Origin of the sequence: Streptomyces sp. NPDC001902 (assembly GCF_042891295.1) — a bacterium.
In the GTDB taxonomy this organism is placed as follows: domain Bacteria; phylum Actinomycetota; class Actinomycetes; order Streptomycetales; family Streptomycetaceae; genus Actinacidiphila.
In genome coordinates this window covers 1-23,776 of record NZ_JBIATA010000015.1, presented here as the reverse complement: position 1 = coordinate 23,776, position 23,776 = coordinate 1, and the positions used below count along the sequence as shown (strand labels likewise).

Here is a 23,776-nt window from a genome sequence, read left to right as displayed (position 1 = left end):
GCGGCCGCGCACGGCCCCGGACCCGCCCGCCCGGGCTCAACCCTTGACGCAGACGACCTGCTTGAGCTTCGCGACGACCTCCACGAGGTCCCGCTGCTGCTCGATCACCTTCTCGATCGGCTTGTACGCGCCCGGGATCTCATCCACCACGCCCGAGTCCTTGCGGCACTCGACGCCCTTGGTCTGCTCCTCCAGGTCCCGCGTGGAGAACCGCTTCTTCGCCGCGTTGCGGCTCATCTTGCGGCCCGCGCCGTGCGAGGCGGAGTTGAAGGCGTCGGTGTTGCCGAGCCCGCGGACGATGTACGAACCCGTGCCCATGGAGCCCGGGATGATGCCGTGGTCGCCGCTGCCCGCCCTGATCGCACCCTTGCGGGTGACGAGCAGGTCCATGCCGTCGTAGCGCTCCTCCGCCACGTAGTTGTGGTGGCAGGAGATGACCTCGTCGAAGGTGACCCTGGCCTTGCGGAACTCGCGCCGCAGCACCTCCTGGAACAGGGCCATCATGATCGCGCGGTTGCGCTTCGCGTAGTCCTGGGCCCAGAACAGGTCGCGCCGGTAGGCCGCCATCTGCGGGGTGTCCGCGACGAAGACGGCCAGGTCGCGGTCGACCAGGCCCTGGTTGTGCGGCAGCTTCTGCGCCTCGCCGATGTGGTGCTCGGCGAGTTCCTTGCCGATGTTCCGCGAACCGGAGTGCAGCATCAGCCAGACCGCGCCCTCCTCGTCGAGGCAGACCTCGATGAAGTGGTTGCCGGAGCCGAGCGTGCCCATCTGCTTCGTCGCGCGCTCGTACCGGAACCTGACGGGCTCGGCCAGGTCGTCGAAGCCGTCCCAGAAGCGGTCCCAGCCGGCCGAGGGCAGGCCGTACAGCCGGGCGGGGTCGACGGCCTCCTCGTGCATGCCGCGGCCGACCGGGATGGCCTGCTCGATCTTGGAGCGGAGCCGCGAGAGGTCACCGGGCAGGTCGTTCGCCGTCAGGGAGGTCCGCACCGCGCTCATGCCGCAGCCGATGTCCACGCCGACCGCGGCCGGGCAGACCGCGCCGTGCATCGCGATCACCGAGCCCACCGTGGCGCCCTTGCCGTAGTGGACGTCGGGCATGACGGCGAGTCCCTTGATCCACGGCAGCGAGGAGACGTTGCGCAACTGCTGCATGGCGCCGCCCTCGACCGCGGCCGGGTCCGTCCACATGCGGATCGGTACCTGCACTCCGGGCACTTCGGTGTACGACATCTCGTTCCCCCCTGGGTCGGACGGTGGAATCCATCAAGGCAACACAAACAACACGTCTTAATGGAAAGCGAAATAAAGGGCGAAGTCAGCCATACAGCCCCATGATCCGGCGACGGCCGCAGCGCGTGCGGTAGACATTGTGTCTACCCGTCGCCCACCCCCGCCAAGGGATTTACGCGGGCGCCGGACCGACCGCCGGAGGAAGGGGCCACCTCAGTGCAGCCAACGGGAGACCGCGTCCACCGGATCCGGGGCCTGCTGGCCGCGGCGTGCACGACGGCGCTCGCCGTCGCCGCACTGGCCGGGTGCAGCGGGTCGGGCGGCTCCGGGGACGGCGCACGCAACGGCGACACCGGGGACGGCAGGCAGTCCACCCCGGCGGCCCCGCCCGGCCGCTACCGGGTGCTGCCCGAGCCGTGCGGTTCGGTCGCCGCGGACACCCTCGGGAAGTTCGTCCCGGACGCGGACGACGACGCGGGCGAGGCGACCGTGACGTTCGACACGGACCGCAAGGTGGGCTGCAAATGGACCGGCCGCACCGACCTCGGCAACCGCTACCTCCGGATCGACCTCGAGCGCGTCGTGTCGTACGACACATCCGTCAGCGACGAGAGCCAGGCCACGGCGGACTACGACAGCCGGGCCGCGGAGGCCCACATCCCGGCCGCCACGGCGCCGGCCGACGCCGTCGCGTCCGCGTCGGCCACCGCGGGTCAGCCCAGCTCGCAGGCCGGGAGCCCGGCGGTTCCGGACTCCCCTTCGCCGTCCGTGACGGCCACCGGCGAGACCGCCCCGCGCACCCTGGACGACCTCGGCGACGGGGCCTTCCTCGACGACGTCCTCAAGGACCAGGGCCCCGGACTCCACCGCGACGTCACCGTCGTCTTCCGCATGGCGAACGTCCTGGTCACCGTCGAACTCTCGCAGTGGTCAACGGACAAATCGGTCGAACCGCCCAGCGAGGAGCTGCAGCTGGGGGCCCGCCAGGTCGCGGCGGAGCTCGCAGATCAACTCGACGAATGAGGCGAAGCGCGTAGTCTGGCCGTTTGTGCCATGACATGACACGCACCGAAATGAGCGAAGGACCCATGCACCGATCAGCCCCGCACCTCGCCCGCCTGCTCGTCGGCGCGGCCGTGCCGGTGATGCTCGTCGCCGGCTGCTCCTCCGGCTCGGACCCGTCGAAGGACGACGCGCAGAAGGCGGCCGCATCCGCCCCCGCGTCGAAGTCCGCGTCACCGTCGCCCAGCGCCGTCGCCGCCAGGTACGCCGAACTCCCCGACCCGTGCCGGGTCATCGGCACCAAGACCGTCAAGTCCCTGGTTCCGAAGGCCAAGAAGCCCGGGGGCACCCCCGCGCACTCGGCGGAGCGCGACGAGCGCGGCGGCTGCTCCTGGAACGGCCTGGACGGCTACCAGTACCGCTGGCTGGACGTCTCGCTCCAGCGCTACGACGCGGTCGCGGGCCTCGGCTCGGCCGAGGAGCAGGCGAAGGAGCGCTACGCCGAGCAGGTCGCCGAGGCCGGCAAGGCGAAGGGCGCCAAGAGCACGCCGGTCACGGTGGACGGCGTGTGGGACGCGGGCACCGCGGTCACCTCGTCGGTCAAGAAGGACAAGGAGGAGTACCGGGACGTCACGGTCGTCGCCCGCACCGGGAACGCCGTGCTGGTGCTCACCTACAACGGCGCGGGCCTCGAGGACGCGAAGACCCCGGCCGAGTCCGGTCTGAGGACCGGAGCGCTCAAGGCGGCCAAGGAGGCGGCCGCCGCGGTCGCGGCGGCGAACGCGTAACAACTGCGGGATCCGCTGTACCGATTCACCACGTTTGGGCAACCTGCCCGTTGCCCCGTGTGGCAGGCTGGGCAGGCCAGTTTCCGAGCCTGGGAGGGTCGCGGGTGTCCGCGATACGCATGAACCGGACGCACCGGATCCTGATCGGTGTGGTCGTCACGGGCGCCGTGGTCATCGCCGCGATCGGCTTCGCGGGCTCGTACGCGGCCGTGCGCGAGCTGGCGCTGCGCAAGGGCTTCGGCTGGTTCGCCAACGTCTTCCCGGTCGGCATCGACGCCGGGATCGTGGTCCTGCTCGCGCTCGACCTGCTGCTGACCTGGCTGCGCATCCCGTTCCCCCTGCTGCGCCAGACGGCGTGGCTGCTGACGGCGGCGACGATCGCCTTCAACGGCGCGGCGGCCTGGCCCGACCCGCTCGGCGTCGGGATGCACGGCATCATCCCGATCCTCTTCGTCGTCTCGGTGGAGGCGGCCCGGCACGCGATCGGCCGGGTCGCCGACATCACCGCCGACAAGCACATGGAGTCGGTCCGGCTCGCGCGCTGGCTGCTGGCGCCGTTCGCGACCTTCCGCCTCTGGCGGCGCATGAAGCTGTGGGAGCTGCGCAGCTACGACGAGGTCATCCGGGTCGAGCAGGAACGTCTCGTCTACCGGGCCCGGCTGCGCGCCCGCTACGGCCGCGCCTGGCGCCGCAAGGCCCCGGTCGAGGCCCTGATGCCGCTGAAGCTCGCCCGGTACGGGGTGCCGATGGAGCAGACCGCCGCCATCGGCCTCGCCGCGGCGGGCATCGAGCTGCCGGCCCCGGCCGTCGCCGCGCTGCCCGCCCCGGAGGCCGCACCGGCACCCGAACCGGCACCCGCGCCCGCACCCGAGGAGCCCGTCCCGGCACCGGCCCCCGAACCGGTCCTGGCCGAACCGCAGGTCCCGTACCGGGCCCCCGCTCCCGCGCCGGAACCGGCACCCGAGCCGTACCCGGCACCCGAGCCGTACCAGGCGCCCGCCCCCGCGGTCGACCCGGTCACGGCCCCGATCACCGCCCCGGTCGGCGCAGGGAACCGACGCCGCGCCCTCGCCGACGGCAACGGCGTGATCCCCACGCCCCGCAGCGAGTTCGCCCCGGAGCCCGACCCGGACTACTACCCCGAGCCGGAGCCGGAGCCCGTCACGGAGGACACCTCCCGCGAGGAGATATACGACCGCGCCTTCCGGGCCTACCACCAGCAGTTCGGCAACTTCCCCAACGCCCGCCAGTTCGGCCTGATCCTGCAGGACCGGTACGGCATCTCCAGCCCCAACGGCGGCCCCCTCAGCGAGAGCACGCTGCGCCCCTACGTCCGCGACCTGCGCCGCCGCCTCGAACTCGACGGCCAGTACGCGTCGTAGCGCCTCAGCCGGCGGCCGGGGCCGGGGCCGGGGCCGGGGCCGGGGCCGGGGCCAGCGAGGCGACCACGTCGGACGCCGACAGCAGCCGCGCCTTCGCCGCGTCGAGGGCCGCCGGGTGCAGCGCGAACACCTCGCCGCCCTCGGCCACGGCGACGTCGCCGCGCAGCAGGTACGCCAGCCGGGCCGCCTCCGGCACGGCGCCGTCCGCCGGGTCGCCGGACGGGGTCCCGATCCGCGCGGCGAACTCCGCCGCGGACTCGGCCTCCCGGCGCCGGTAGGCGGTCGTGGAACCGTCCGCGTGCCGGATCAGGACCGTCGCGGCGCGCGCCGCGGCCTGCCAGACGGCCAGTTCGCCGAGCCCCACGCGGGCCCCGGAGGCGAACACAGTGGTGAGGGCCTTGCCCAGCGCGGCGAGGTCGTCGCCGTGCCGCGCCACGCAGTGGCCGGTGCCGGTGACGCCCTTGACCACGTCGAGCCACCGCATCGTGCGGGCTGCCACGTCGATCACCAGCGGCACGCTCGCGCGGGCCCGTCCGGTCAGGTCGTAGCGCTGCTCCACGGCGCGTGCGTCGAAGACCGGCCCGGCGCCCCCGGGCTCGTCGCGCGCCATGAGCCCGGCGAAGCCCTCCGCCAGGTCCTCGAAGGGGACGTTGTTGTACGAGAAGACCACCGCGACCAGGTGGCGGACCCCGGCGTCCGCCAGCTTGTCCAGGTCGAGGTCGACGAACTCGCTGGCGCCCTGCGGCGCGGGGGCGCTGGTGAGGTCGCCGGAGTGCACGGCGGCGTCCTCCGCGAACCGCAGGCGCGTGTAGTCGCAGTGGCCGACCGGGTTCCACTCCGCGTCGAACAGGGCGGTGGACAGGTCGAGATCGGTCCGCCCGGACCGCTCGCTCTCCATCCAGTGCAGGAACAGCCGGACCGTCCTCCCGTCCGGCACGGGCAGCTCGCTGCCGCGCGGCAGGGTCACCAGGGCGCGTGAGGCGGTGCGCTCGGTGAACGGCGCGATCAGGCCGTCCAGGCCCGCGTCCACGACGGCGACGTCGACCGCCTCCCGCTCCGCCGCCCGCCGCAGCACCTCGGCGTGGAGGACGGCCACGGCCTTCCCGACCACGTCGGCCGCGATCGGCAGCCGGTCGTCGTCCGCCAGGTGCGCCTTGGCGCTGCCGCCCTTCGGGAAGAACACCCGGGTGCCGTCCGCGTGCGGACGGCTGCGGAGGGCGCCGAGCGCGGACAGCAGCACGGCGGGCGACACCCGGGGTACCGCCGTCTCCAGCGCCGACAGCACGACGTCCGCCTCCGCGGCCTCGGACAGCCGCAGCAGGTGGTCGAGCCGGCGTACGAACTCGCCCGGCCGCCGGCCCAGCAGCGCGACGGCCGCCGGTACGTCCATGGCGTCCAGCGCGGCCTCGACCCGGCCCGCCCAGCCGTGCACCCGTACCGTCGTCCCCGTCGCGTCGATCCGCGGCGCGCCGTCGGCCGCCGTCCGCAGGGTCGCGGTCAGCGCGTCGCCGTCCGCGAGCCGGGTGTCGCGCAGCGCCGCGACGGCCAGTGCCGCCCGCGGGAAACGGCCCGCGTGCTCGAAGGGGTGCAGGAGCTCGGCCGCCCGCAGCCAGGCGTGCCGGTGCCGGCGCATGTCCTGTGCGACCAGGTCCGGAGCGAGTCCGTCGAGCACCCCGAGCAGGGCGCGCCGCAGCGGCCTCGGCACCGCGCCGAAGCGCGGCAGGTCGACCAGGCCGGGGTCGCCGCCCGAGCGCACGGCGAGCAGCCGCAGCACGTCCGTCGCGGTGTCGACGCGGGCCGCGACGGCCGGGAGGCTCGTCTCGTACGCGGCGGGATCGGCCAGCAGCCAGGCCAGCACCCGGGCCTTGGTCTCCCGGCCCGGGATCTGCTCGGGCAGCCACGCCGGGGCGGCCCGGTCGCGGGTCTCCAGCAGGGCCGTGAGGTCGTCGGCGTCCTGCGGGCCCAGGGCGCCGGTACGGGCGAGGAGCCCGCGGATCTCCTCCGTGGCGTCCGCGTCCCGGGCGGCGAGGTCGCCGCCGTACTGCAGCACGCGCAGCCGCTCGGGCAACGCGCGTCGCAGCCCGCCGAAGCGCCGCGGCCGGCGCGGTCGCAGGAAGGGGTCGTCCGCGTCGATCCGGCGGTGGCAGACGGGGCACGCGGAGAAGTCCGCGCCGTCGAAGCAGGACCGGCACACCAGGTGCGCGCAGGGCGAGACCGCGTGGACGGCGCCCTCCGTGCCGCACAGCACGCAGGGCTGCTCCGGGTGCTGGAAGAGCAGGGTGAGGACACGGTCGACGTAGAACGCGAAGGTGTCCCGCGGCGTGCTGGTGGGGAAGTCGCGGAACAGCGGCTCGTGGGGCCGGTCGGCGCCGAGCGCCTGGTCGACGTCGGCCAGCAGGGCCCGCCCGGCCGCGGTCAGCGCGGCCTCGCTCCGCTCGGTGAGCGCGGCCCGCAGCGCGGGCGCCATCAGGTGACCGCGGTCGAGGAGGTCCGCTTCCAGCAGCGCCACGCCCGCGACGGCGTCGAACGAAGACTCCGCCTGGGCGGCCGGCAGGTAGACGGCTCCGCGGCGGGAGAGCAGTACGGCCGCGAGCGTGCGCGGCGCGGTGGAGGTGGCTGCGGTCGTGGCCATGGACATCCTTGTCTCCCCCTGGTCGATGTGCCGGGCGGGAATTGGGCGCGCTGAAATCCATCGCGGAAAGCGACTTCGCAGAAGAAGGAAGCACGCCCGGGAGCCGCCCGGGACCCGGTCCCGTGCCCGGTCCCCATGTCCGGGCCGGTGAGCCGGTTTGCGTGGGCGGGGCGGGAAGCCGGTGCCCTGGTTCAGGGAGAGTGAGAGAAGGAAGCACACCGTGAGCCGCCCCGCGCCCGATGACCATAGCGCGCGCCGCTCACCGCCGCGTTCGAATATTCGCCGGCCCGCACGACGACGGCGGCGGGTGGCATCGCCACCCGCCGCCGTCACATCTGAGTCCGGCTCAGCTCGCCGCGAGCAGCTCCCGCACGCGGTCCTGACCCACCGCCAGCAGCAGCGTGGGCAGCCGCGGCCCGGTGTCCCGGCCGACCAGCAGCTGGTAGAGCAGGGCGAAGAAGGACCGCTGGGCGACCTTCATCTCCGGCGTCGGCTTGGCGTCGGGCGCGAAGCCGGCCTGGACCTTCGGCACGCCGTAGACCAAGGTGGTCAGCCCGTCCAGCGACCAGTGCTCGGGCAGCCCGTCCACCAGCAGCTTCAGCGCCTCCCGCTCCTCGCCGGACAGCGCCGCCAGGGCCTCCGCGTCGGGCTCGGTGCGCACCCGGGTGCGGGCCTCGGGCTCGACGTGGGTGTTCACCCAGCGCTCGGCGCAGTCCAGTCGCGGCCGGGCCTCGTCCAGGGAGGCCAGCGGCTGCTCCTGGTCGAAGTCGCGCAGGATGCGCAGCGTCTGCTCCTCGTCCCCGGTCGTGATGTCCACGACCGAGGCGAGCGTGCGGTAGGGCAGCTTGTGCGGGGTGGTGGGCAGCTCACCGCTCGCGGTGCGCGCGGCCCGCGAGTGCACCGCGAGGTCCACCGGGGCGGCCGTGCCCTCGGCGACCTTGCGCTCCAGCGCGTCCCACTCGTCGTAGGTGCGGGAGATCTCGTCGCCGAAGGAGATGTTGAACGCCTGGTTCGGCCGGCGGCGGGCGTACAGCCAGCGCAGCAGTTGCGGCTCCATGATCTGCAGGGCGTCGGCCGCGATCGGCACGCCGCCCTTGGAGCTGGACATCTTGGCCATGCCGCTGATGCCGACGAAGGCGTACATCGGGCCGATGGGCGGCTCGGCGCCGAAGATCTCGCGGACGAGCTGCTGGCCGACCATCCACGAGGAGCCGGGCGACTGGTGGTCCACGCCGGAGGGCTCGAAGTCCACGCCCTTGAAGGCCCAGCGCATCGGCCAGTCGACCTTCCAGACCAGCTTGCCGCGGTCGAACTCGCTCAGCCGCACCGTCTCGCGGTTGCCGCAGGCCTGGCACTCGTAGGTGAGGTCGGTGGTGTCGTCGTCGTAGGCGACGACCGTGGTCAGGTCCTTGTCGCAGGCCGAGCAGTAGGGCTTGTACGGGAAGTACTCGGGGGCCTGCGCGAGCGAGGCCTCCTCGTCGTCCTGCTCCTCGCCGCCCTTCTTCTTCGTCCGGTAGCGGCCGAGCACCTCGTCGATCCGCCGGCGCTCGCGCATCGCGTGCAGGATCTGCTCGCGGTAGGTGCCGGAGGTGTACTCGACGGTCTGGCTGATCTCGGTGACCTCGACGCCCAGCGCCGCCAGCGCCTCGCGGAACGGGGCCTTGAAGTGGTCCGACCACGTCTCGTACGGGCTGCCCTCGGGCGCGGGCACGGAGGTCAGCGGCTTGCCGATGTGCTCCGCGTAGGACGGGTCGTAGCCGGCCGGCACCTTGCGGTAACGGTCGAAGTCGTCCCAGGACAGGATGTGCTCGCACGGTACGCCGCGCCGCTTGATCTCGTCGGCGACCAGGTGCGGGACCATGATCTCGCGCAGGTTGCCGAGGTGGATCGGCCCGGAGGGGCTGATCCCGGAGGCGACGACGATTTTCTTGCCCGGAGCCCGCCGCTCGGCTTCCGCGATGACGTCGTCCGCGAAGCGGGCGACCCAGTCGGCCTCGGTGCTCTGAGCCACTGTCTCGACTTCCTTCCACCTGTGCAGCGGGTAGCGCGGTACCCGGCAATTGTCCCAGAGAAAAATGAGTGGTAGCGCGTGGGATACTGAGGGTTGATCTCCGATCCCTCTCAGGAAGCACCCATCCCATGGCCTCGGTCAACTCGCTTTCCGCCTCGATCCAGCAGCGCGTCGCTGACGCCCTCGGTGCCGACCCGCTGCTGCGACGTAGCGACCGGGCCGACTTCCAGGCCAACGGTGTGCTGGGCCTCGCCAAGCGGAACAAGGCGAACCCGCGCGAGCTGGCCGCCGAGGTCGTGGCCGCCCTCCCGGCGGACGACGGGCTGATCTCCTCCGTCGAGGTCTCCGGCCCCGGCTTCCTCAACATCACCGTCGCCGACTCCGCGATCACCCGGACGCTCGCCGCCCGGGCCGCCGACGACCGGCTCGGCGTGCCCGCCAAGGCCACGCCCGGCGTCACGGTGATCGACTACGCGCAGCCGAACGTGGCCAAGGAGATGCACGTCGGCCACCTGCGGTCCTCCGTTATCGGCGACGCGCTCGTCAAGATCCTGGAGTTCGAGGGCGAGACGGTGATCCGGCGCCACCACATCGGCGACTGGGGCACCCAGTTCGGCATGCTCATCCAGTACCTGGTGGAGCACCCGCACGAGCTGGACCACGACGCGTCCGACGCGGGCGAGGAGGCCGGCGAGGCCTCCATGTCGCGCCTCAACCGGCTCTACAAGGACTCGCGGGCCGTGTTCGACGCCGACGACGACTTCAAGACCCGGTCACGCAAGCGGGTCGTGGACCTGCAGGCGGGCGAGCCGGAGACGCTGGCGATGTGGCAGCGGTTCGTGGACGAGTCGAAGATCTACTTCAACTCGGTCTACGACAAGCTCGACATCGAGATCCGCGACGAGGACGTCGTCGGCGAGTCCGGTTACAACGACATGCTCGTCGAGACCTGCGAGCTGCTGGAGAAGTCCGGCGTCGCCGTGCGCTCCAACGGCGCGCTGTGCGTGTTCTTCGACGACGTCAAGGGCAAGGACGGCGAGCCGGTCCCGCTCATCGTGCAGAAGGCCGACGGCGGCTTCGGCTACGCCGCGACCGACCTGTCCGCGATCCGCAACCGCACCGCGGACCTGCACGCGGACACCCTCCTGTACGTCGTGGACTTCCGGCAGGCGCTGCACTTCAAGATGGTCTTCGAGACGGCCAGGCGGGCCGGCTGGCTGACCGACGAGGTCAAGGCGCTCCACATCCCGTTCGGCGCGCTGCTCGGCAAGGACGGCAAGCCGTACAAGACCCGGTCCGGCGAGTCGTTCCGCCTGGTGGACCTGCTGGACGAGGCCGTGGAGCGGGCCGCGACCGTCATCCGGGAGAAGTCCTCGGAGCTGACGGACGCGGAGGTCGCCGACCGGGCCAAGGAGGTCGGCATCGGCGCGATCAAGTACGCCGACCTGTCGACCTCGCTCGGCCGGGACTACGTCTTCGACCTGGACCGGATGGTCTCGCTCAACGGCGACACCAGCGTGTACCTGCAGTACGCGTACGCCCGTATCCAGTCGATCCTGCGGAAGGCGGGCGACGCGAAGCCGGCCGCCCACCCCGAGCTGCCGCTGGCCCCGGCCGAGCGGGCGCTCGGCCTGCTGCTGGACGAGTTCGCGGAGACCCTGGCGGCCGTCTCGGAGACGTACGAGCCGCACAAGCTGGCCTCGTACCTCTACGCGCTGGCCTCGGCGTTCACGACCTTCTACGACCAGTGCCCGGTCGTGAAGCCCGAGCCGGCTCCCGACGTCAAGGAGAACCGCCTCTTCCTCTGCGACCTGACCGCCCGCACCCTGAGCCAGGGGATGGCGCTGCTCGGCATCCGCACGCCCGAGCGCCTCTGACGCGCCCCGCGTCCGTACGACGGCGGCCCCGGCGGGAGTCAGCACTCCCCCCGGGGCCGCCGTTGTCAGTGGGCACCCCTACATTCACGCCCATGGCGATGCTCCCCAACCAGCTCCCGAAGCTCGCACAGGACCCGGCCGGCCGGTCCCTGGGCCTCGACCTCCCGCCCGGCACGCTCGTCGACGCCACGAGCGACGGCCGGTGGCCCGAACCGCTGCTCTGGCACGCGGAGGAGACCGCCGGGCCCGGCTCCTGGGAACGGCTGCTCCCCGCGCGCATGACGGCGGGACTGCACCCGGTGCTGCTCTCCATGGACGAGGCGCTGCCGGCCACGGCGGAACTGGACCCGGGGATGATGTCCTACCCGGGCGACCACGACGCCGACGAGGTGCTGGGCGACTTCTGGGGCCTCGAGCACGAGGACGACGAGGACGAGGCCCCCGACGAGGACGCGGCGGACCTGGTCGCCCCGTTCGGCCGGGCGTGGCCCGGCCTCGCCCCGGCGCGGGAGTTCGAGGCCGACCCGGACGTCAGGGCGGCCGAGGTCGCCGCGACCGTGGTCGAGGCGGGGTGGTTCAAGGACCCCCGAGCGGCCCTCGTCCCCGCCCGGCGCAGCGCCGACGTCCCCGCGGCCATCGGCTGGACGGGGCCGTGCAACCACGAGAACGACGTGGCCCGGCTCTGTTCGGTGCTGCGCTCCTGGGAGGAGCGCTTCGGCGTGCGCGTCGTGGCCCTCGCCTTCGACGTGCTCGTGCTGTCCGTGGCCGCGCCGCCGGCCACCGTGCGGGAGGCCGAGGCCGTGGCCGCCGAGCACTTCGCCTTCTGCCCGGACAACATCACCCAGGGCAGCGGTTCGCTCCGTGCGTACGCCGAGTCCCTGGTGGGCGTGCCCACCTGGTCCTTCTGGTGGGACTAGAGGGATTCCCTGCCGGGCCCGGGGTACGGGTGTCCTTCCCCGCGGTGGAAGGACACCCCCGAGACGACCCGGTCAGTACCGCTCAGCGGTGGAAGTGCCAGCGGTGATCGTGACGGTGGTGGCGGTGGTGCCAACGGGGGTGGTGCCGGTGGTGGCGGTGGTACCAGCGGCCGTAACGCCCCCGGTCACGGCGGTACTCGCCGCCCCGGCCGCGGTCACCGTAGTGCCGGTACTCGCCGCCCCGGCCGCGGTCACCGTCGTGCCGGTACTCGCCGCCCCGGTCGTTTGTCGCCTGGGTCGTGTGCGACACCGCCGCCGGTGGCGGCGCTGCGGCGCCGGCGGCACCGGCCCCGCCCAGAAGGACGGCGGCCGCGACGCCCAGCGCGGCGGCGAATCGGGGAATCCGCATCGCGGTTCTCCTTTCACGGCGGAGGCCCTTGCGCCTCCGCCTGCTGTGGACTTGCTGTGAATTTGCCACCCACATCAGCCGTTAAGTCCGAATCGCGACCAAAGACACTTGATGTAATGAAATGCCGCACAGCCTGGAACCACGCCGTCCGCTTCCGCGTCCTGCGCGCGATCATCTGAAGGCACCACGCCCGAGCAGGCGGGAAGAGCGCCGCCACCCCTCCTTCGGCAGGTGACCGCCCCGGCTGCAGACCCGGCCGAGCATGATCACTCCTCTGCCGCCGATCACGCCCCGACCGGACCCGAACGGCGCGGGCACCGCGGCACGTTGCCTCACCTGCCGAACGGCAGTACCGACGATGCACGCGGGGAAGCGACCCGCTTGGCGAGGGGTGACAGCGGGTCAGGTGGGGCGTCCCGGCGCTCTGCCGCCGATCGCGGCCATGACCGGACTCGCCTGCCGGGCGCGGCTGTTCACCGGGAGCGGCGCCCGGTGCGCGAAGACGGCCCTGACGGCGGCCGATGGGCCGCCGTCAGAGCCGTCAGAGCCGTCGGGGCCGTCAGAGCTGCGCGGCCACCTCGGTCGCCCAGTAGGTGAGGATCAGCTGGGCGCCCGCGCGGCGGATGCCGGTCAGGGCCTCCATGATCGCCCGGTCGCGGTCGATCCAGCCGCGCTCGGCGGCCGCCTCGACCATCGCGTACTCGCCGCTGACCTGGTACGCCGCCACCGGCACGTCCACGGACTCGGCGACCTTCGCCACCACGTCCAGGTACGGCAGCCCGGGCTTCACCATCACCATGTCGGCGCCCTCGGCGACGTCCAGCGCCAGTTCGCGCAGCGACTCCCGCAGGTTCGCCGGGTCCTGCTGGTAGGTCTTGCGGTCGCCCTTGAGCGAGGATCCGACGGCCTCCCGGAACGGCCCGTAGAACGCCGACGCGTACTTCGCCGTGTACGCCAGCACCGACACGTCCTGGTGCCCGGCAGCGTCCAGGGCACCCCGGATCACGCCGACCTGACCGTCCATCATGCCGCTGGGGCCGACGACGTGGACGCCGGCGTCCGCCTGGACCCGGGCCATCTCCGCGTACCGCTCCAGCGTCGCGTCGTTGTCCACCCGGCCCTCGGCGTCCAGCACGCCGCAGTGGCCGTGGTCGACGTGCTCGTCCAGGCAGAGGTCGGACATGACCACCAGGGCGTCGCCGACCTCGCCGACCACGTCGCGGATCGCCACCTGCAGGATCCCGTCCGGGTCCGTGCCGGGCGTTCCCACGGCGTCCTTCTTCTCGTCCAGCGGCACGCCGTAGAGCATGATCCCGCCCACGCCCGCCTCGGCCGCCTCTACGGCGGCCTTGCGGAGGGTGTCACGGGTGTGCTGGACGACGCCCGGCATGGCGGAGATCGGTACCGGCGCGTCGATGCCCTCGCGGACGAAGGCCGGGAGGATCAACTCGGCGGGGTGCAGCCGGGTCTCCGCGACGAGGCGGCGCATCGCGGGCGTCGTGCGCAGCCGGCGGGGCCTCGTACCGGGGAACTGACCGTATCCGCTTCCGTTTCCGCTCATCACCGCGCCGCGCCTTTCTCCGTCCCGGGCCGTTACCGCGTTCCACGGTACGCCCGTGTGCGCCGTGCTCATGCCGACCCGGTGTCGGCCCCGGAACGCGACGGCCCCCGGCTCCGCGGAGGGAGCCGGGGGCACGGAGAACACGGCCGGGTCCGGTCAGACGCGGGCCCTGCGCCGGGACCCGGGACGGCGCTCGCTGGGACGCGTCACGGGGTCGCCCGCGGCGATCGCCGCCTCGCGCCGCCGGACGCCGAAGTCCGCCAGCGCCTGCGCGAGCGCGTGGACGGACGGCTCCGGGGCCATCACGTCCACCCGCAGCCCGTGCTCCTCCGCGGTCTTCGCGGTGGCCGGGCCGATGCAGGCGATCACGGTCACGTTGTGCGGCTTGCCCGCGATGCCGACCAGGTTCCGCACCGTGCTGCTCGAGGTGAACAGCACCGCGTCGAACCCGCCGCCCTTGATCGCCTCACGGGTCTCCGCCGGCGGCGGCGACGCCCGCACGGTCCGGTAGGCGGTGACGTCGTCGACCTCCCAGCCGAGCTCCACGAGGCCCGCCACGAGGGTCTCCGTCGCGATGTCGGCGCGCGGCAGGAAGACCCGGTCGATCGGGTCGAAGACGGGGTCGTAGGGCGGCCAGTCCTCCAGCAGGCCCGCGGCGGACTGCTCGCCGCTGGGCACCAGGTCCGGCTTCACGCCGAAGTCCACCAGCGCCCGGGCGGTCTGCTCGCCCACCGCCGCGACCTTGATCCCGGCGAAGGCACGCGCGTCGAGCCCGTACTCCTCGAACTTCTCGCGGACGGCCTTGACCGCGTTCACCGAGGTGAAGGCGATCCACTCGTACCGTCCGGTGACCAGGCCCTTGACCGCGCGCTCCATCTGCTGCGGCGTACGGGGCGGCTCCACCGCGATGGTGGGCACCTCGTGCGGCACGGCACCGTAGGAGCGCAACTGGTCGGAGAGGGACGCGGACTGCTCCTTGGTGCGCGGGACGAGCACCTTCCAGCCGAACAGCGGCTTGGTCTCGAACCACGAGAGCAGGTCGCGCCGCGTGGTCGGCTCGCCGACCACGGCTATCGCCGCGATCGGGCCCTCCGGGGTGGGCAGCGCCTTCGTCGCCTTCAGCTCGGCCGCGATCGTCGACAGGGTCGCCGACCAGGTGCGCTGCCGGGTCGTCGTACCGGCGACGGTCACGGTCAGCGGGGTGTCCGGCTTGCGGCCCCCCGAGACCAGCTCCGCCGCGTTGGCGGCGACGGTCTGCAGGGTGGTGGAGACGACCAGGGTCGCGTCGCTCGTGCCCACCTCGCTCCAGCACCGTCCGGACGCGGTCGCGGCGTCCACGAACCGCACGTCGCCGCTGAGCGGCACGCCGGCGTACGCGGGCACGCCCACGGCCGCGGCCACGCCCGGGACGACCTCGAAGGGGATGCCCGCCTGCGCGCAGGCGAGCATCTCGGTGGCGGCCGCGGCGTCGAGTCCGGGGTCGCCGGCGATCGCACGGACGACCCGCTTGCCGGTGCGCGCGGAGGCCATGAAAAGCTTGGCCGCGGCGGCCGAAGGGCTCAACTCCCCCTCGGCGTCGCCCGGCTGCGCCGTGTCCACGCCCGGCCGGGCATGGGTCCGTACGACGTCCAGCACGTGCTGGTCGCCGACCAGGACGTCGGCGTGGGCGAGCGCCTCGACGGCGCGCAGGGTCAGCAGCCCGGGGTCACCGGGCCCGGCACCGAGGAAGGTGACGTGCCCGTGGGCGGAGCGCGGCGTACCCGTGCCCGCGGTCCCGGTGTGGCCCGCGGTTCCCGCGGTACCCGTCCTGCCTGCCGTTCCGGCCGGTCCTGCCGGCCCGGCCGCGGTGGCGTCTGCGGTCGTGTTGGTCGCTGCGGCGGCGGTGGGGCTCAAAGTTCGCGCTCCCCCATAAGACCGGCCGCACCCTTGGCGAGCATCTCGGTGGCGAGCTCGTGGCCGAGGGCCACGGCTTCGTCCCGGGAGGCGGGGGTCGGACCGGTGATGGACATCTGCACCAGCGAGGAGCCGTCGGTGGTCCCGACGACACCGCGCAGGCGCAGCTCGGTGATCTGCCCGTCCACGACGGGGTCGGCCAGCGCGCCCACGGGCGCGGAGCAGCCGGCCTCGAGGGCGGCGAGCAGTGCGCGCTCGGCGGTCACGGCGGCCCGGGTGAACGGGTCGTCGAGCTCGGCGAGCACGCCGGCGAGCCCTGCGTCGTCCGCAGAGCACTCGACGGCCAGCGCCCCCTGTCCGGGAGCGGGCAGCACGACGTCGCAGGAGATCAGCTCGGTGGCCTCCGCGAGGCGGCCCAGCCGGCTGAGTCCGGCAGCGGCGAGCACGACGGCGTCGAGGTCGCCTGAGGCAACATATCCGATGCGCGTGTCCACGTTGCCGCGGATCGGCACGGTCTCCACGCGCACCCCCATCGAGCGGGCCCAGGCGTTCAGCTGCGCCATGCGGCGCGGCGAGCCGGTGCCGATGCGGGCGCCCCGGGGGGAGGCGGCCAGCTGCTCGAAGGTGAGGCCGTCGCGCGCGATCAGCGCGTCGCGCGGGTCCTCACGCAGCGGGACCGCGGCGAGGGTGAGGCCCTCGGGGTCGGCGGTCGGGAGGTCCTTGAGGGAGTGGACGGCGAAGTCGATCTCGCCGCGCAGCAGCGCGTCGCGCAGGGCGGAGACGAAGACGCCGGTACCGCCGATCTGCGCCAGGTGCTCACGCGAGACGTCACCGTAGGTGGTGATCTCCACCAGCTCCACGTCACGGCCGGTGATCCGGCGGACCTGCTCGGCCACCATGCCGGACTGCGCCAGCGCCAGCGCGCTGCGCCGGGTTCCCAGTTTCAGTGCGGTTGGGCTCGTCATGCCCGCCCTCGATTCGAGTCACTCGTTGCTGAAGCAGCCGACACCGCCGGCGGGACGGCCGCGGAGGGGATCACCGGCGTGCCCGGTGAGTCGGCCCTGCTGACCGCGGCGACCGCCTGGGGGTCCAGGTCGAAGAGTTCACGCAGCGCGTCGGCGTACCCGGCCCCGCCGGGCTCGCCCGCGAGCTGCTTGACCCGCACAGTAGGCGCGTGCAGGAGTTTGTCGACGACGCGGCGCACGGTCTGGGTGACCTCCGCGCGCTGCCGTTCGTCCAGGTCGGGGAGGCGGCCGTTGAGGCGTGCCAGCTCGGTGGCGACCAGGTCGGCGGCCATGGCGCGCAGGGCGACGACGGTCGGCGTGATGTGCGCGGCACGCTGGGCGGCACCGAAGGCGGCCACCTCAGCGGAAACGATCTTTCGCACCTCGTCGACGTCGGCGGCCATCGGGGCGTCGGCGGCGGCCGCGGCGATGGTCTCCAGGTCGGTGACGTGGGCGCCGTCCAGGGAGTGCACCAGCGGGTCGATGTCGCGCGGCAGGGCGAGGTCGAGCATCCCGATGGGCGCGACGGGTTCGCCGCCGGAGCGCAGGGCCCGGGAGAGCGTGGCGCGGGCGACGGTGTCGGCGGTGAGCACCAGGCCGGTCGCCCCGGTGCAGGACACGACGATGTCGGCGTACGACAGCTCGCCGGCCAGGTCCTCCATGGACGCGGCGCGGCCGCCGACGCTCTCGGCGAGGCGCTCGGCGCGCTCCTGCGTGCGGTTGACGACCACGATCTCGCCCGCCCCCGCGCGGGCGAGGGTGGCCGCGGCGAGCGAGCTCATCGAGCCGGCGCCGACGACCAGGGCGCGCTTGCCCTTGCCCCACTCCTCGTAGGGGACGCCGCCGACGGCCTCGGCCATCTGTTCCAGGCCGAAGGTGACCAGCGACTGCCCGGCCCGGTCGATCCCGGTCTCGGAGTGCGCGCGCTTGCCGACCCGCAGCGCCTGCTGGAACAGGTCGTTCAGGGACCGGCCCGCGGTGTGCAGCTCCTGGCCGAGCCCCAGGGTCTCCTTGATCTGGCCGAGGATCTGGCCCTCGCCGACGACCATGGAGTCCAGGCCGCAGGCGACCGAGAACAGGTGGTGGACGGCCCGGTCCTCGTAGTGCACGTAGAGGTGCGGGGTCAGCTCGTCGAGACCGACCCCGCTGTGCCGCGCCAGCAGCGTGGACAGCTCGGCGACACCGGCGTGGAACTTGTCGACGTCCGCGTACAGCTCGATGCGGTTGCAGGTGGACAGCACCGCGGCCTCACCGGCGGGCTCGGCGGCCATGACGTCCAGCAGCAGCTTGCCCTTGGTGTCCTCACCGAGCGCCGCGCGCTCCAGGACGCTGACGGGGGCGGTGCGGTGGCTCAGTCCGACGACGAGGAGGCTCATGCCGGCATCACGGCGGGGACGTCCCCGTCAGGTCCCGGACGGCGGCCGCCGTCGCGGGCCGCCTTGGCCGCCACCGGGGGCGCCGCGAGGCTGCCCTCCAGCTCCTCGCCGGCCTTCCGCTGCTCGTGGAAGGCGAGGATCTGCAGCTCGATGGAGAGGTCGACCTTGCGGACGTCGACCCCGTCGGGGACGGTCAGCACGGTCGGGGCGAAGTTGAGGATCGAGGTGACCCCGGCGCCCACCAGGCGGTCGCAGACCTCCTGGGCGGCCCCGGCCGGCGTGGTGATCACGCCGATGGACACCTGGTTGTCGTGGACGATGCCCTCCAGCTCGTCCGCGTGCCGCACCGGCAGCCCGGCGATGAGCCGTCCGGTGAGCTGGACGTCCGCGTCGATGAGCGCGGCGATGCGGAAGCCCCGGGAGGCGAAGCCGCCGTAGCCGGCGAGCGCGGCCCCGAGGTTTCCCATGCCGACGATGACGACCGGCCAGTCCTGGGTGAGGCCCAGCTCGCGGGAGATCTGGTACACGAGGTACTCGACGTCGTAGCCGACCCCGCGGGTTCCGTACGAACCGAGGTAGGAGAAGTCCTTGCGCAGTTTGGCCGAGTTCACCCCGGCGGCGGCCGCGAGCTCCTCCGAGGACACGGTGGGCACCGATCGCTCGGACAACGCGGTCAGGGCCCGCAGGTACAGCGGGAGCCTGGCGACGGTGGCCTCGGGAATCCCTCGGCTGCGGGTCGCCGGTCGGTGAGTTCGGCCAGTTGCCACGATGCTCCTGCGGGTAGAGCTGGGCTGCGGGCGGCACCCGTCGTTGGGACCGCCCCGTGCACGCCAGGCTATGTCTTTGTGAACGCGTGCACAAAGATGGTGTCCGATTTGCCCGGGGGAAGTGACCGGCATCACGCACCCCCATTACGGGCATAAGAAACCTTCTGCTGCGACGGAACGTTCCACGCGGGCGCCCGGTCCGCACCCCGGCGCCCCACCCACAGCGCGTCCGCTCCGGCCAACTGCGGCCACTCGACCACCGCCGCGCGCGCCAGCGCCTTCTCGGTCTGCGCGGGTCCACCCGGGTGGTCCGGGACGTACGAGGCGAAGAGCCGGGCCGTCGTACGGGCGTCCCCCAGCGCCGTGTGCGCGGTCCAGCCGGTCAGTCCGGCCGCCTCGGCGCACGCCAGCAGGCTCAGCCCGCCCGGGGCGGTCTCCCGCAGCGCGGCCATCCGCATGGTGCACAGTTCGGGGACGACGGGGAACTCCACGCCGAGCCGGGCGTACTCCGCCGCCAGGAACGCGCGGTCGCAGCCGACGTTGTGCCCCACCAGCACCCGCCCGCGCAGCAGCCCCAGCAGCCTCGGGGCGATCTGCCCGAACAGGGGCGCGCCGACCGCCTCGACATGGCGGGGCTCGATGCCGTGGATGTGGGTGGGGCCGACGGGCCCCTCGGGGTCGACGAGGGTCGAGAACTCGCCCTCGTGCCCGAAGTCGCTGTCGAGGAGCACCACGGCCAGCTCGACCACCCGGTGGCGCCGCGAACTGGAACCGGTGGCCTCCAGATCGACCACGGCGAAGCCGCCGCGCGCCTGAAGTCTGCCCGGGAGCACGCAGTCACCATCCTTACTCACGCACCCCCGCACTACACAAAACGCCTTGATGGTAATCGAGCACCCGCGTCCAGAGGAACACGCGCAAATCGCCCACCTGTCGCACCAGGGCCCTCAGGCGCCCAGCCCGCGCCGCAGCCGGCCCTCGTCGACACGCCAGAAGGTGTGCTGTTCCCCGTCGATGAGGACGACCGGGATCTGCTCCCAGTACCGGTCGTGCAGCTCCTCGTCGCGCGTGATGTCCCTCTCCTCGAAGGCCGCGCCCAGGTCGTCGACGACCCTGCGGATCACCGTCCGGGCGTCGTCGCACAGGTGGCAGCCGGGCTTGGCGATCAGCGTGACCGTCCGATCCGCCGGGTTTCTCCGGGCATTGCGGGCATCGCGTCCGAACAGAGGGCTCATGCCGGCCATTCTGCCTCCGTCAACTCCCGACCCGCGGTAACACCCTCGTCGCGAGGAGTTCATTCACCTGCTCCATCGGTGCACCGGAGTTGCGCAACGGACTGGCTATGCTCGCCCCATGGCCGCTCTGCGATGGCTCACCCCCCGTAAGCGCTCCGCCACCGCGCGCAGCGTGCTGGCCGGCGAGGCCGCGGCGGAGGCCGCGCTCGCGGCACCCGTGGAGAAGAAGGACGACCTGGCGGGCGTCCCCGCGTTCCCCGTGGTCGGCGATCCGCACGCGGCCGCCTTCTTCGACCTGGACAACACCGTGATGCAAGGCGCCGCGATCTTCCACTTCGGGCGCGGCCTGTACAAGCGGAAGTTCTTCCAGAGCCGTGACCTCGCGCGCTTCGCGTGGCAGCAGGCGTACTTCCGGATCGCCGGGTCCGAGGACCCCGAGCACATGCAGGAGGTGCGGGAGAGCGCGCTCTCGATCATCAAGGGGCACCGCGTCGAGGAACTCATGTCCATCGGCGAGGAGATCTACGACGAGTACATGGCGGACAAGATCTGGCCCGGCACCCGCGCGCTCGCCCAGGCCCACCTCGACGCCGGGCAGCGGGTCTGGCTGGTGACGGCCGCCCCGGTGGAGACGGCCACGATCATCGCCCGCAGGCTCGGCCTCACCGGTGCCCTCGGCACCGTCGCCGAGCACGTCGACGGCCTCTACACCGGCCGGCTGGTCGGCGAGCCCCTGCACGGCCCCTCCAAGGCCGAGGCCGTCAAGGCCCTCGCCGCCGCGGAGGGACTCGAACTCTCGCGCTGCGCCGCGTACAGCGATTCGTCGAACGACATCCCGATGCTGTCGCTCGTCGGACATCCATATGCGATCAATCCCGATACGCGGCTGCGCAAACACGCGCGCGAAAAGGGCTGGCGGCTGCGCGATTACCGCACCGGCCGCAAGGCGGTGAAGATCGGCATCCCGGCGGCCGCAGGCGTGGGCGCCGTGGCCGGCGGCGCCGCCGCCGCGATGGCCCTGCAGCGCCGCCGCCGCTAGGGACGCGGGCGACACGCCCGGGTCACCCTCTGGCGCCCCGTCAGTTCACGGTGAGCCACACAGCCACAACACGCTCTCCACGCGAGCATTTCACGACGCTATGTGGTCAACACTGTTCCGGTGTTCGATAATTGATCGATCACCATTCCGCCAGAGAGTGGGCGGAACCGACGATTTCAGCAACTCGGTGTAGCGTCGCCTGTACGAAGCGTTATTCTCCTCAGACGCAAGCCGGTACCCACACGTCCCTACGACGGGTGAACGGTTCCGTACTGCACGTGATGGAAGTTCTGCCTCTGGGAGTCCCGTGTACCCACACACCGGGGTTGACGCCTCTGGCCTGGCTACGCTGCGCGCACTGGTGGCCGAGCACCTGCTGCGCGTTGTCCCCGCGCACGCCGTGCTCGTCCCCGCACTCGCCACGGCGGCAGCGCCCGCCGGCCGCGCCTACGCGCTGGCCGACGGCCGGGCCACGGTCGGCAGACGGTCCCGCAGCACCCAGCAGGCCGACCGGTCCACGGGCGCCACCCCGCGCCGGCCGGCGGCCGACAGTGACAGCGGACGCATGATGGACCTGGTCGAGCGCGCCCAAGCCGGCGAGACCGAGGCCTTCGGGCGCCTCTACGACCACTACTCGGACACCGTCTACCGCTACATCTACTACCGCGTCGGGGGCAAGGCCACCGCCGAGGACCTGACCAGCGAGACCTTCCTGCGCGCCCTGCGCCGCATCGGCACCTTCACCTGGCAGGGGCGTGACTTCGGCGCGTGGCTGGTCACCATCGCGCGCAACCTGGTGGCCGACCACTTCAAGTCCAGCCGCTTCCGGCTGGAGGTGACCACCGGGGAGATGCTCGACGCCAACGAGGTCGAGCCCAGCCCGGAGGACTGCGTCCTGGAGGCGCTGTCCAACGAGTCGCTGCTCAGGGCCGTCCGCAAGCTCAACCCCCAACAGCAGGAGTGCGTGACGCTGCGCTTCCTGCAGGGGCTCTCGGTCGCCGAGACGGCCCGCATCATGGGCAAGAACGAGGGCGCGATCAAGACCTTGCAGTACCGCGCCGTACGGACCCTCGCCCGGCTCCTCCCCGACGACGCGCGATAGCGCGATGGATGGATCTTCATCTTGCGACTGCCTCCACGGTCCGATCATCATGACTGCGTAACCCAACTCGGGCGGCACTCGTTGCATCACATGCGGACCCCCCAATGCCGTGCTCTGCCCGCTTCCGATCACTCGATCGGGTGGAAAGGCTCAAGGTGCACAACCTTGAAGGCACTACGGGGAGTCGAGGTGGATGACGAGAGGAGGTGCCGCCCGTGATCGCGAATCCAACGGCGCACCGGCGGGCTAACGCCTTCGCCGACGCCCTCGAGGGCGAAGGCCCCCAGACGGGTGCCGGCGTACAGCACGGCGCCCACGCCGCGGACCGGCATGCGGATCCGGGCCAGGGCGCGTTCCTGGCCCTGGCGGACGCCCTGCGGGACGTACCGCGACCGACGCTGGACCCGGAGACCAAGACCGTCCAGCGTGCCCAGTTGATCGCCGCCATGGAGGCCGCGCTCGCCGACGGCACCCTGACGGTTCCCGTACAACGCGACGGCGGCCGGGGCGCGCACCGCGCCGACGGCCGCGGTCTCGGCAAGCTGAAGCCGCGCTCCGCGTGGTCGCGCAGGCTCGCCGCCGGCGGCCTCTCCGTCGGTGTGGCGGCCGGCGCCCTCGGCGGCGTCGCCGCCGCGAGCACGGACGCGCTGCCCGGCGACACCCTCTACGGCCTCAAACGGGGCATGGAGGACATGCGCCTCAACCTCGCCGACGACGACGCCGACCGCGGCAAGGTCTACCTCGACCTCGCCTCCACCCGGCTCCAGGAGGCGCGCCGCCTCATGGAACGCGGCCGGGGCGGCGAGCTCGACGACGAGTCGGTGGGCGAGATCCGCAGGGCGCTGTCGGGGATGCAGCAGGAGGCCTCCGAGGGCCACCGGCTGCTCGCCGCCGCGTACCGCAAGGACGGTTCGCTGCAGCCGATCGAGACGCTCTCCGCGTTCTCCAGCAACCACCGCAGGGGCTGGACCGAGCTGCGCGGCAAGCTCCCCTCCCGGCTCGACGACGTGGGCAACAAGGTCACCTCCGTCTTCGACGCCATAGAGGACGAAGTGGCCCCGCTGCAGAGGCTGTTGCCGCCCTCCACCGGCTCCGGCCACGGTGACGGCCACGGCGTCCCGGGCAGCGGCGACCGCTCCGCGAGCGGCACCCGCGGGCCCTCGCCCTCGGTCAGCGGCTCCGCGAGCGGTTCCGCCGACGAGCGCGGCGGCGACAAGGCCAGCCCTTCGGCGTCGCGCAGTTCGGACAGCGGCCTCATCGGCGGCACCGGCAATCTGCTCGACCCCACGCCGACCGGCAGCACCTCGGGCGGCGACGGCACCCAGCCGTCGGTCACCCTCCCGCCGCTGCTGCCCGGGCTGCTCCCGGGTCTCGGGCTCAGCGCCGAGGACGACAGGGGCGACTGAGCGGGGACCTCACGGCGGTGGGGGGGGGGGGGCGGGCCCCCCCCCCCCCCCGGGGGGGGGGCCCCCCGCCCCCGCGGGGGGGCCCCCCCCCCCCGGGGGGGGGCCCCCCCGGGGGGGGGGGGGGGGGGCCGCCGTCACCCCGGGG

The 23,776-nt window shown here is 72.9% G+C and carries 19 protein-coding genes; 8 read left to right on the top strand and 11 right to left on the bottom strand.

Translation table 11 applies throughout. The features are described from left to right. Positions 1 to 36: 36 nt before the first annotated feature. Positions 37 to 1,230: an RtcB family protein gene (locus tag ACFYYN_RS23705; RefSeq protein ID WP_500547432.1), complete on the bottom strand. Its 1,194-nt coding sequence runs from the start codon at positions 1,228 to 1,230 to the stop codon at positions 37 to 39. A 216-nt stretch (positions 1,231 to 1,446) separates the two neighbouring features. On the opposite strand from ACFYYN_RS23705, the gene ACFYYN_RS23700 reads away from it, so the two are divergent. From ACFYYN_RS23700 to ACFYYN_RS23690, 3 genes are all read left to right on the top strand, one after another. Further along, positions 1,447 to 2,253 (top strand): hypothetical protein, encoded by an 807-nt coding sequence (locus ACFYYN_RS23700; RefSeq protein WP_500547431.1) that lies wholly within the window; start codon positions 1,447 to 1,449, stop codon positions 2,251 to 2,253. A 65-nt stretch (positions 2,254 to 2,318) separates the two neighbouring features. Further along, positions 2,319 to 3,020: a DUF3558 family protein gene (locus ACFYYN_RS23695; RefSeq protein WP_500547430.1), complete on the top strand. Its 702-nt coding sequence runs from the start codon at positions 2,319 to 2,321 to the stop codon at positions 3,018 to 3,020. A 119-nt stretch (positions 3,021 to 3,139) separates the two neighbouring features. Beyond that, positions 3,140 to 4,402 (top strand): DUF2637 domain-containing protein, encoded by a 1,263-nt coding sequence (locus tag ACFYYN_RS23690; RefSeq protein ID WP_500547429.1) that lies wholly within the window; start codon positions 3,140 to 3,142, stop codon positions 4,400 to 4,402. A gap of 4 nt (positions 4,403 to 4,406) precedes the next feature. Here the strand turns inward: ACFYYN_RS23690 and ACFYYN_RS23685 are convergent, their stop codons facing one another. Both ACFYYN_RS23685 and lysS read right to left on the bottom strand, forming a co-directional pair. Continuing rightward, positions 4,407 to 7,034 carry an MXAN_6230/SCO0854 family RING domain-containing protein gene (locus tag ACFYYN_RS23685; protein ID WP_500547428.1) on the bottom strand — a complete coding sequence of 876 codons (2,628 nt, stop codon included), beginning with the start codon at positions 7,032 to 7,034 and terminating at the stop codon, positions 4,407 to 4,409. Between the two features lie 346 nt (positions 7,035 to 7,380). Then, positions 7,381 to 9,045, bottom strand: a complete 1,665-nt coding sequence (gene lysS, locus ACFYYN_RS23680) for a lysine--tRNA ligase (RefSeq protein ID WP_499513276.1) — start codon at positions 9,043 to 9,045, stop codon at positions 7,381 to 7,383. Between the two features lie 128 nt (positions 9,046 to 9,173). Here lysS and argS point away from each other — a divergent pair, with 128 nt between their 5' ends. Next, positions 9,174 to 10,922 carry an arginine--tRNA ligase gene (argS, locus tag ACFYYN_RS23675; protein WP_500547427.1) on the top strand — a complete coding sequence of 583 codons (1,749 nt, stop codon included), beginning with the start codon at positions 9,174 to 9,176 and terminating at the stop codon, positions 10,920 to 10,922. A gap of 92 nt (positions 10,923 to 11,014) precedes the next feature. Next, positions 11,015 to 11,839, top strand: a complete 825-nt coding sequence (locus tag ACFYYN_RS23670) for a DUF4253 domain-containing protein (RefSeq protein ID WP_500547426.1) — start codon at positions 11,015 to 11,017, stop codon at positions 11,837 to 11,839. An 82-nt stretch (positions 11,840 to 11,921) separates the two neighbouring features. Here the strand turns inward: ACFYYN_RS23670 and ACFYYN_RS23665 are convergent, their stop codons facing one another. From ACFYYN_RS23665 to ACFYYN_RS23630, 8 genes are all read right to left on the bottom strand, one after another. Next, a complete protein-coding gene (locus tag ACFYYN_RS23665) occupies positions 11,922 to 12,248 on the bottom strand; it encodes a hypothetical protein (RefSeq protein ID WP_500329429.1) in 327 nt (108 codons plus the stop codon). Positions 12,249 to 12,807: 559 nt separating this feature from the next. Further along, entirely contained in the window at positions 12,808 to 13,809 is a 1,002-nt protein-coding gene (gene hemB, locus ACFYYN_RS23660; protein ID WP_500358711.1) for a porphobilinogen synthase, read from the bottom strand. Positions 13,810 to 13,965: 156 nt separating this feature from the next. Then, a complete protein-coding gene (locus ACFYYN_RS23655) occupies positions 13,966 to 15,702 on the bottom strand; it encodes a bifunctional uroporphyrinogen-III C-methyltransferase/uroporphyrinogen-III synthase (protein ID WP_500547425.1) in 1,737 nt (578 codons plus the stop codon). Then, positions 15,699 to 16,667 carry a hydroxymethylbilane synthase gene (hemC, locus tag ACFYYN_RS23650; protein ID WP_500336370.1) on the bottom strand — a complete coding sequence of 323 codons (969 nt, stop codon included), beginning with the start codon at positions 16,665 to 16,667 and terminating at the stop codon, positions 15,699 to 15,701. Before hemC ends, ACFYYN_RS23655 begins: the two co-directional genes overlap by 4 nt. Next, positions 16,664 to 18,082 (bottom strand): glutamyl-tRNA reductase, encoded by a 1,419-nt coding sequence (locus ACFYYN_RS23645; protein ID WP_500547424.1) that lies wholly within the window; start codon positions 18,080 to 18,082, stop codon positions 16,664 to 16,666. The genes hemC and ACFYYN_RS23645 overlap by 4 nt, the downstream gene beginning before the upstream one ends. Next, positions 18,079 to 18,849 carry a redox-sensing transcriptional repressor Rex gene (locus tag ACFYYN_RS23640; protein WP_499513268.1) on the bottom strand — a complete coding sequence of 257 codons (771 nt, stop codon included), beginning with the start codon at positions 18,847 to 18,849 and terminating at the stop codon, positions 18,079 to 18,081. Before ACFYYN_RS23640 ends, ACFYYN_RS23645 begins: the two co-directional genes overlap by 4 nt. A 131-nt stretch (positions 18,850 to 18,980) precedes the next feature. Continuing rightward, positions 18,981 to 19,682, bottom strand: a complete 702-nt coding sequence (locus ACFYYN_RS23635; protein WP_500329423.1) for a 3'-5' exonuclease — start codon at positions 19,680 to 19,682, stop codon at positions 18,981 to 18,983. Between the two features lie 114 nt (positions 19,683 to 19,796). Next, the gene (locus ACFYYN_RS23630) at positions 19,797 to 20,093 is read right to left on the bottom strand and encodes a glutaredoxin family protein (RefSeq protein WP_500547423.1); all 297 of its coding nucleotides are present in this window, start codon (positions 20,091 to 20,093) and stop codon (positions 19,797 to 19,799) included. Between the two features lie 109 nt (positions 20,094 to 20,202). On the opposite strand from ACFYYN_RS23630, the gene ACFYYN_RS23625 reads away from it, so the two are divergent. The 3 genes from ACFYYN_RS23625 (at position 20,203) to ACFYYN_RS23615 (ending at position 23,631) form a co-directional block, all read left to right on the top strand. Continuing rightward, a complete protein-coding gene (locus ACFYYN_RS23625; protein WP_500439920.1) occupies positions 20,203 to 21,123 on the top strand; it encodes an HAD family hydrolase in 921 nt (306 codons plus the stop codon). Between the two features lie 307 nt (positions 21,124 to 21,430). Then, positions 21,431 to 22,225 (top strand): sigma-70 family RNA polymerase sigma factor, encoded by a 795-nt coding sequence (locus ACFYYN_RS23620; RefSeq protein WP_499513264.1) that lies wholly within the window; start codon positions 21,431 to 21,433, stop codon positions 22,223 to 22,225. A 215-nt stretch (positions 22,226 to 22,440) separates the two neighbouring features. Further along, complete coding sequence (locus ACFYYN_RS23615; protein WP_500547422.1) at positions 22,441 to 23,631, top strand: DUF5667 domain-containing protein; 1,191 nt, start codon at positions 22,441 to 22,443, stop codon at positions 23,629 to 23,631. The last annotated feature ends 145 nt before the right edge of the window (positions 23,632 to 23,776 follow it).

Coding starts and splice junctions, on each gene's coding strand:
- ACFYYN_RS23705 (WP_500547432.1), bottom strand. CDS start 1,230: ATGTCGTACACCGAAGTGCCCGGAGTGCAGGTACCGATCCGCATGTGG.
- ACFYYN_RS23695 (WP_500547430.1), top strand. CDS start 2,319: ATGCACCGATCAGCCCCGCACCTCGCCCGCCTGCTCGTCGGCGCGGCC.
- ACFYYN_RS23690 (WP_500547429.1), top strand. CDS start 3,140: ATGAACCGGACGCACCGGATCCTGATCGGTGTGGTCGTCACGGGCGCC.
- ACFYYN_RS23685 (WP_500547428.1), bottom strand. CDS start 7,034: ATGGCCACGACCGCAGCCACCTCCACCGCGCCGCGCACGCTCGCGGCC.
- argS (WP_500547427.1), top strand. CDS start 9,174: ATGGCCTCGGTCAACTCGCTTTCCGCCTCGATCCAGCAGCGCGTCGCT.
- ACFYYN_RS23670 (WP_500547426.1), top strand. CDS start 11,015: ATGGCGATGCTCCCCAACCAGCTCCCGAAGCTCGCACAGGACCCGGCC.
- ACFYYN_RS23665 (WP_500329429.1), bottom strand. CDS start 12,248: ATGCGGATTCCCCGATTCGCCGCCGCGCTGGGCGTCGCGGCCGCCGTC.
- hemB (WP_500358711.1), bottom strand. CDS start 13,809: ATGAGCGGAAACGGAAGCGGATACGGTCAGTTCCCCGGTACGAGGCCC.
- hemC (WP_500336370.1), bottom strand. CDS start 16,667: ATGACGAGCCCAACCGCACTGAAACTGGGAACCCGGCGCAGCGCGCTG.
- ACFYYN_RS23645 (WP_500547424.1), bottom strand. CDS start 18,082: ATGAGCCTCCTCGTCGTCGGACTGAGCCACCGCACCGCCCCCGTCAGC.
- ACFYYN_RS23630 (WP_500547423.1), bottom strand. CDS start 20,093: ATGGCCGGCATGAGCCCTCTGTTCGGACGCGATGCCCGCAATGCCCGG.
- ACFYYN_RS23625 (WP_500439920.1), top strand. CDS start 20,203: ATGGCCGCTCTGCGATGGCTCACCCCCCGTAAGCGCTCCGCCACCGCG.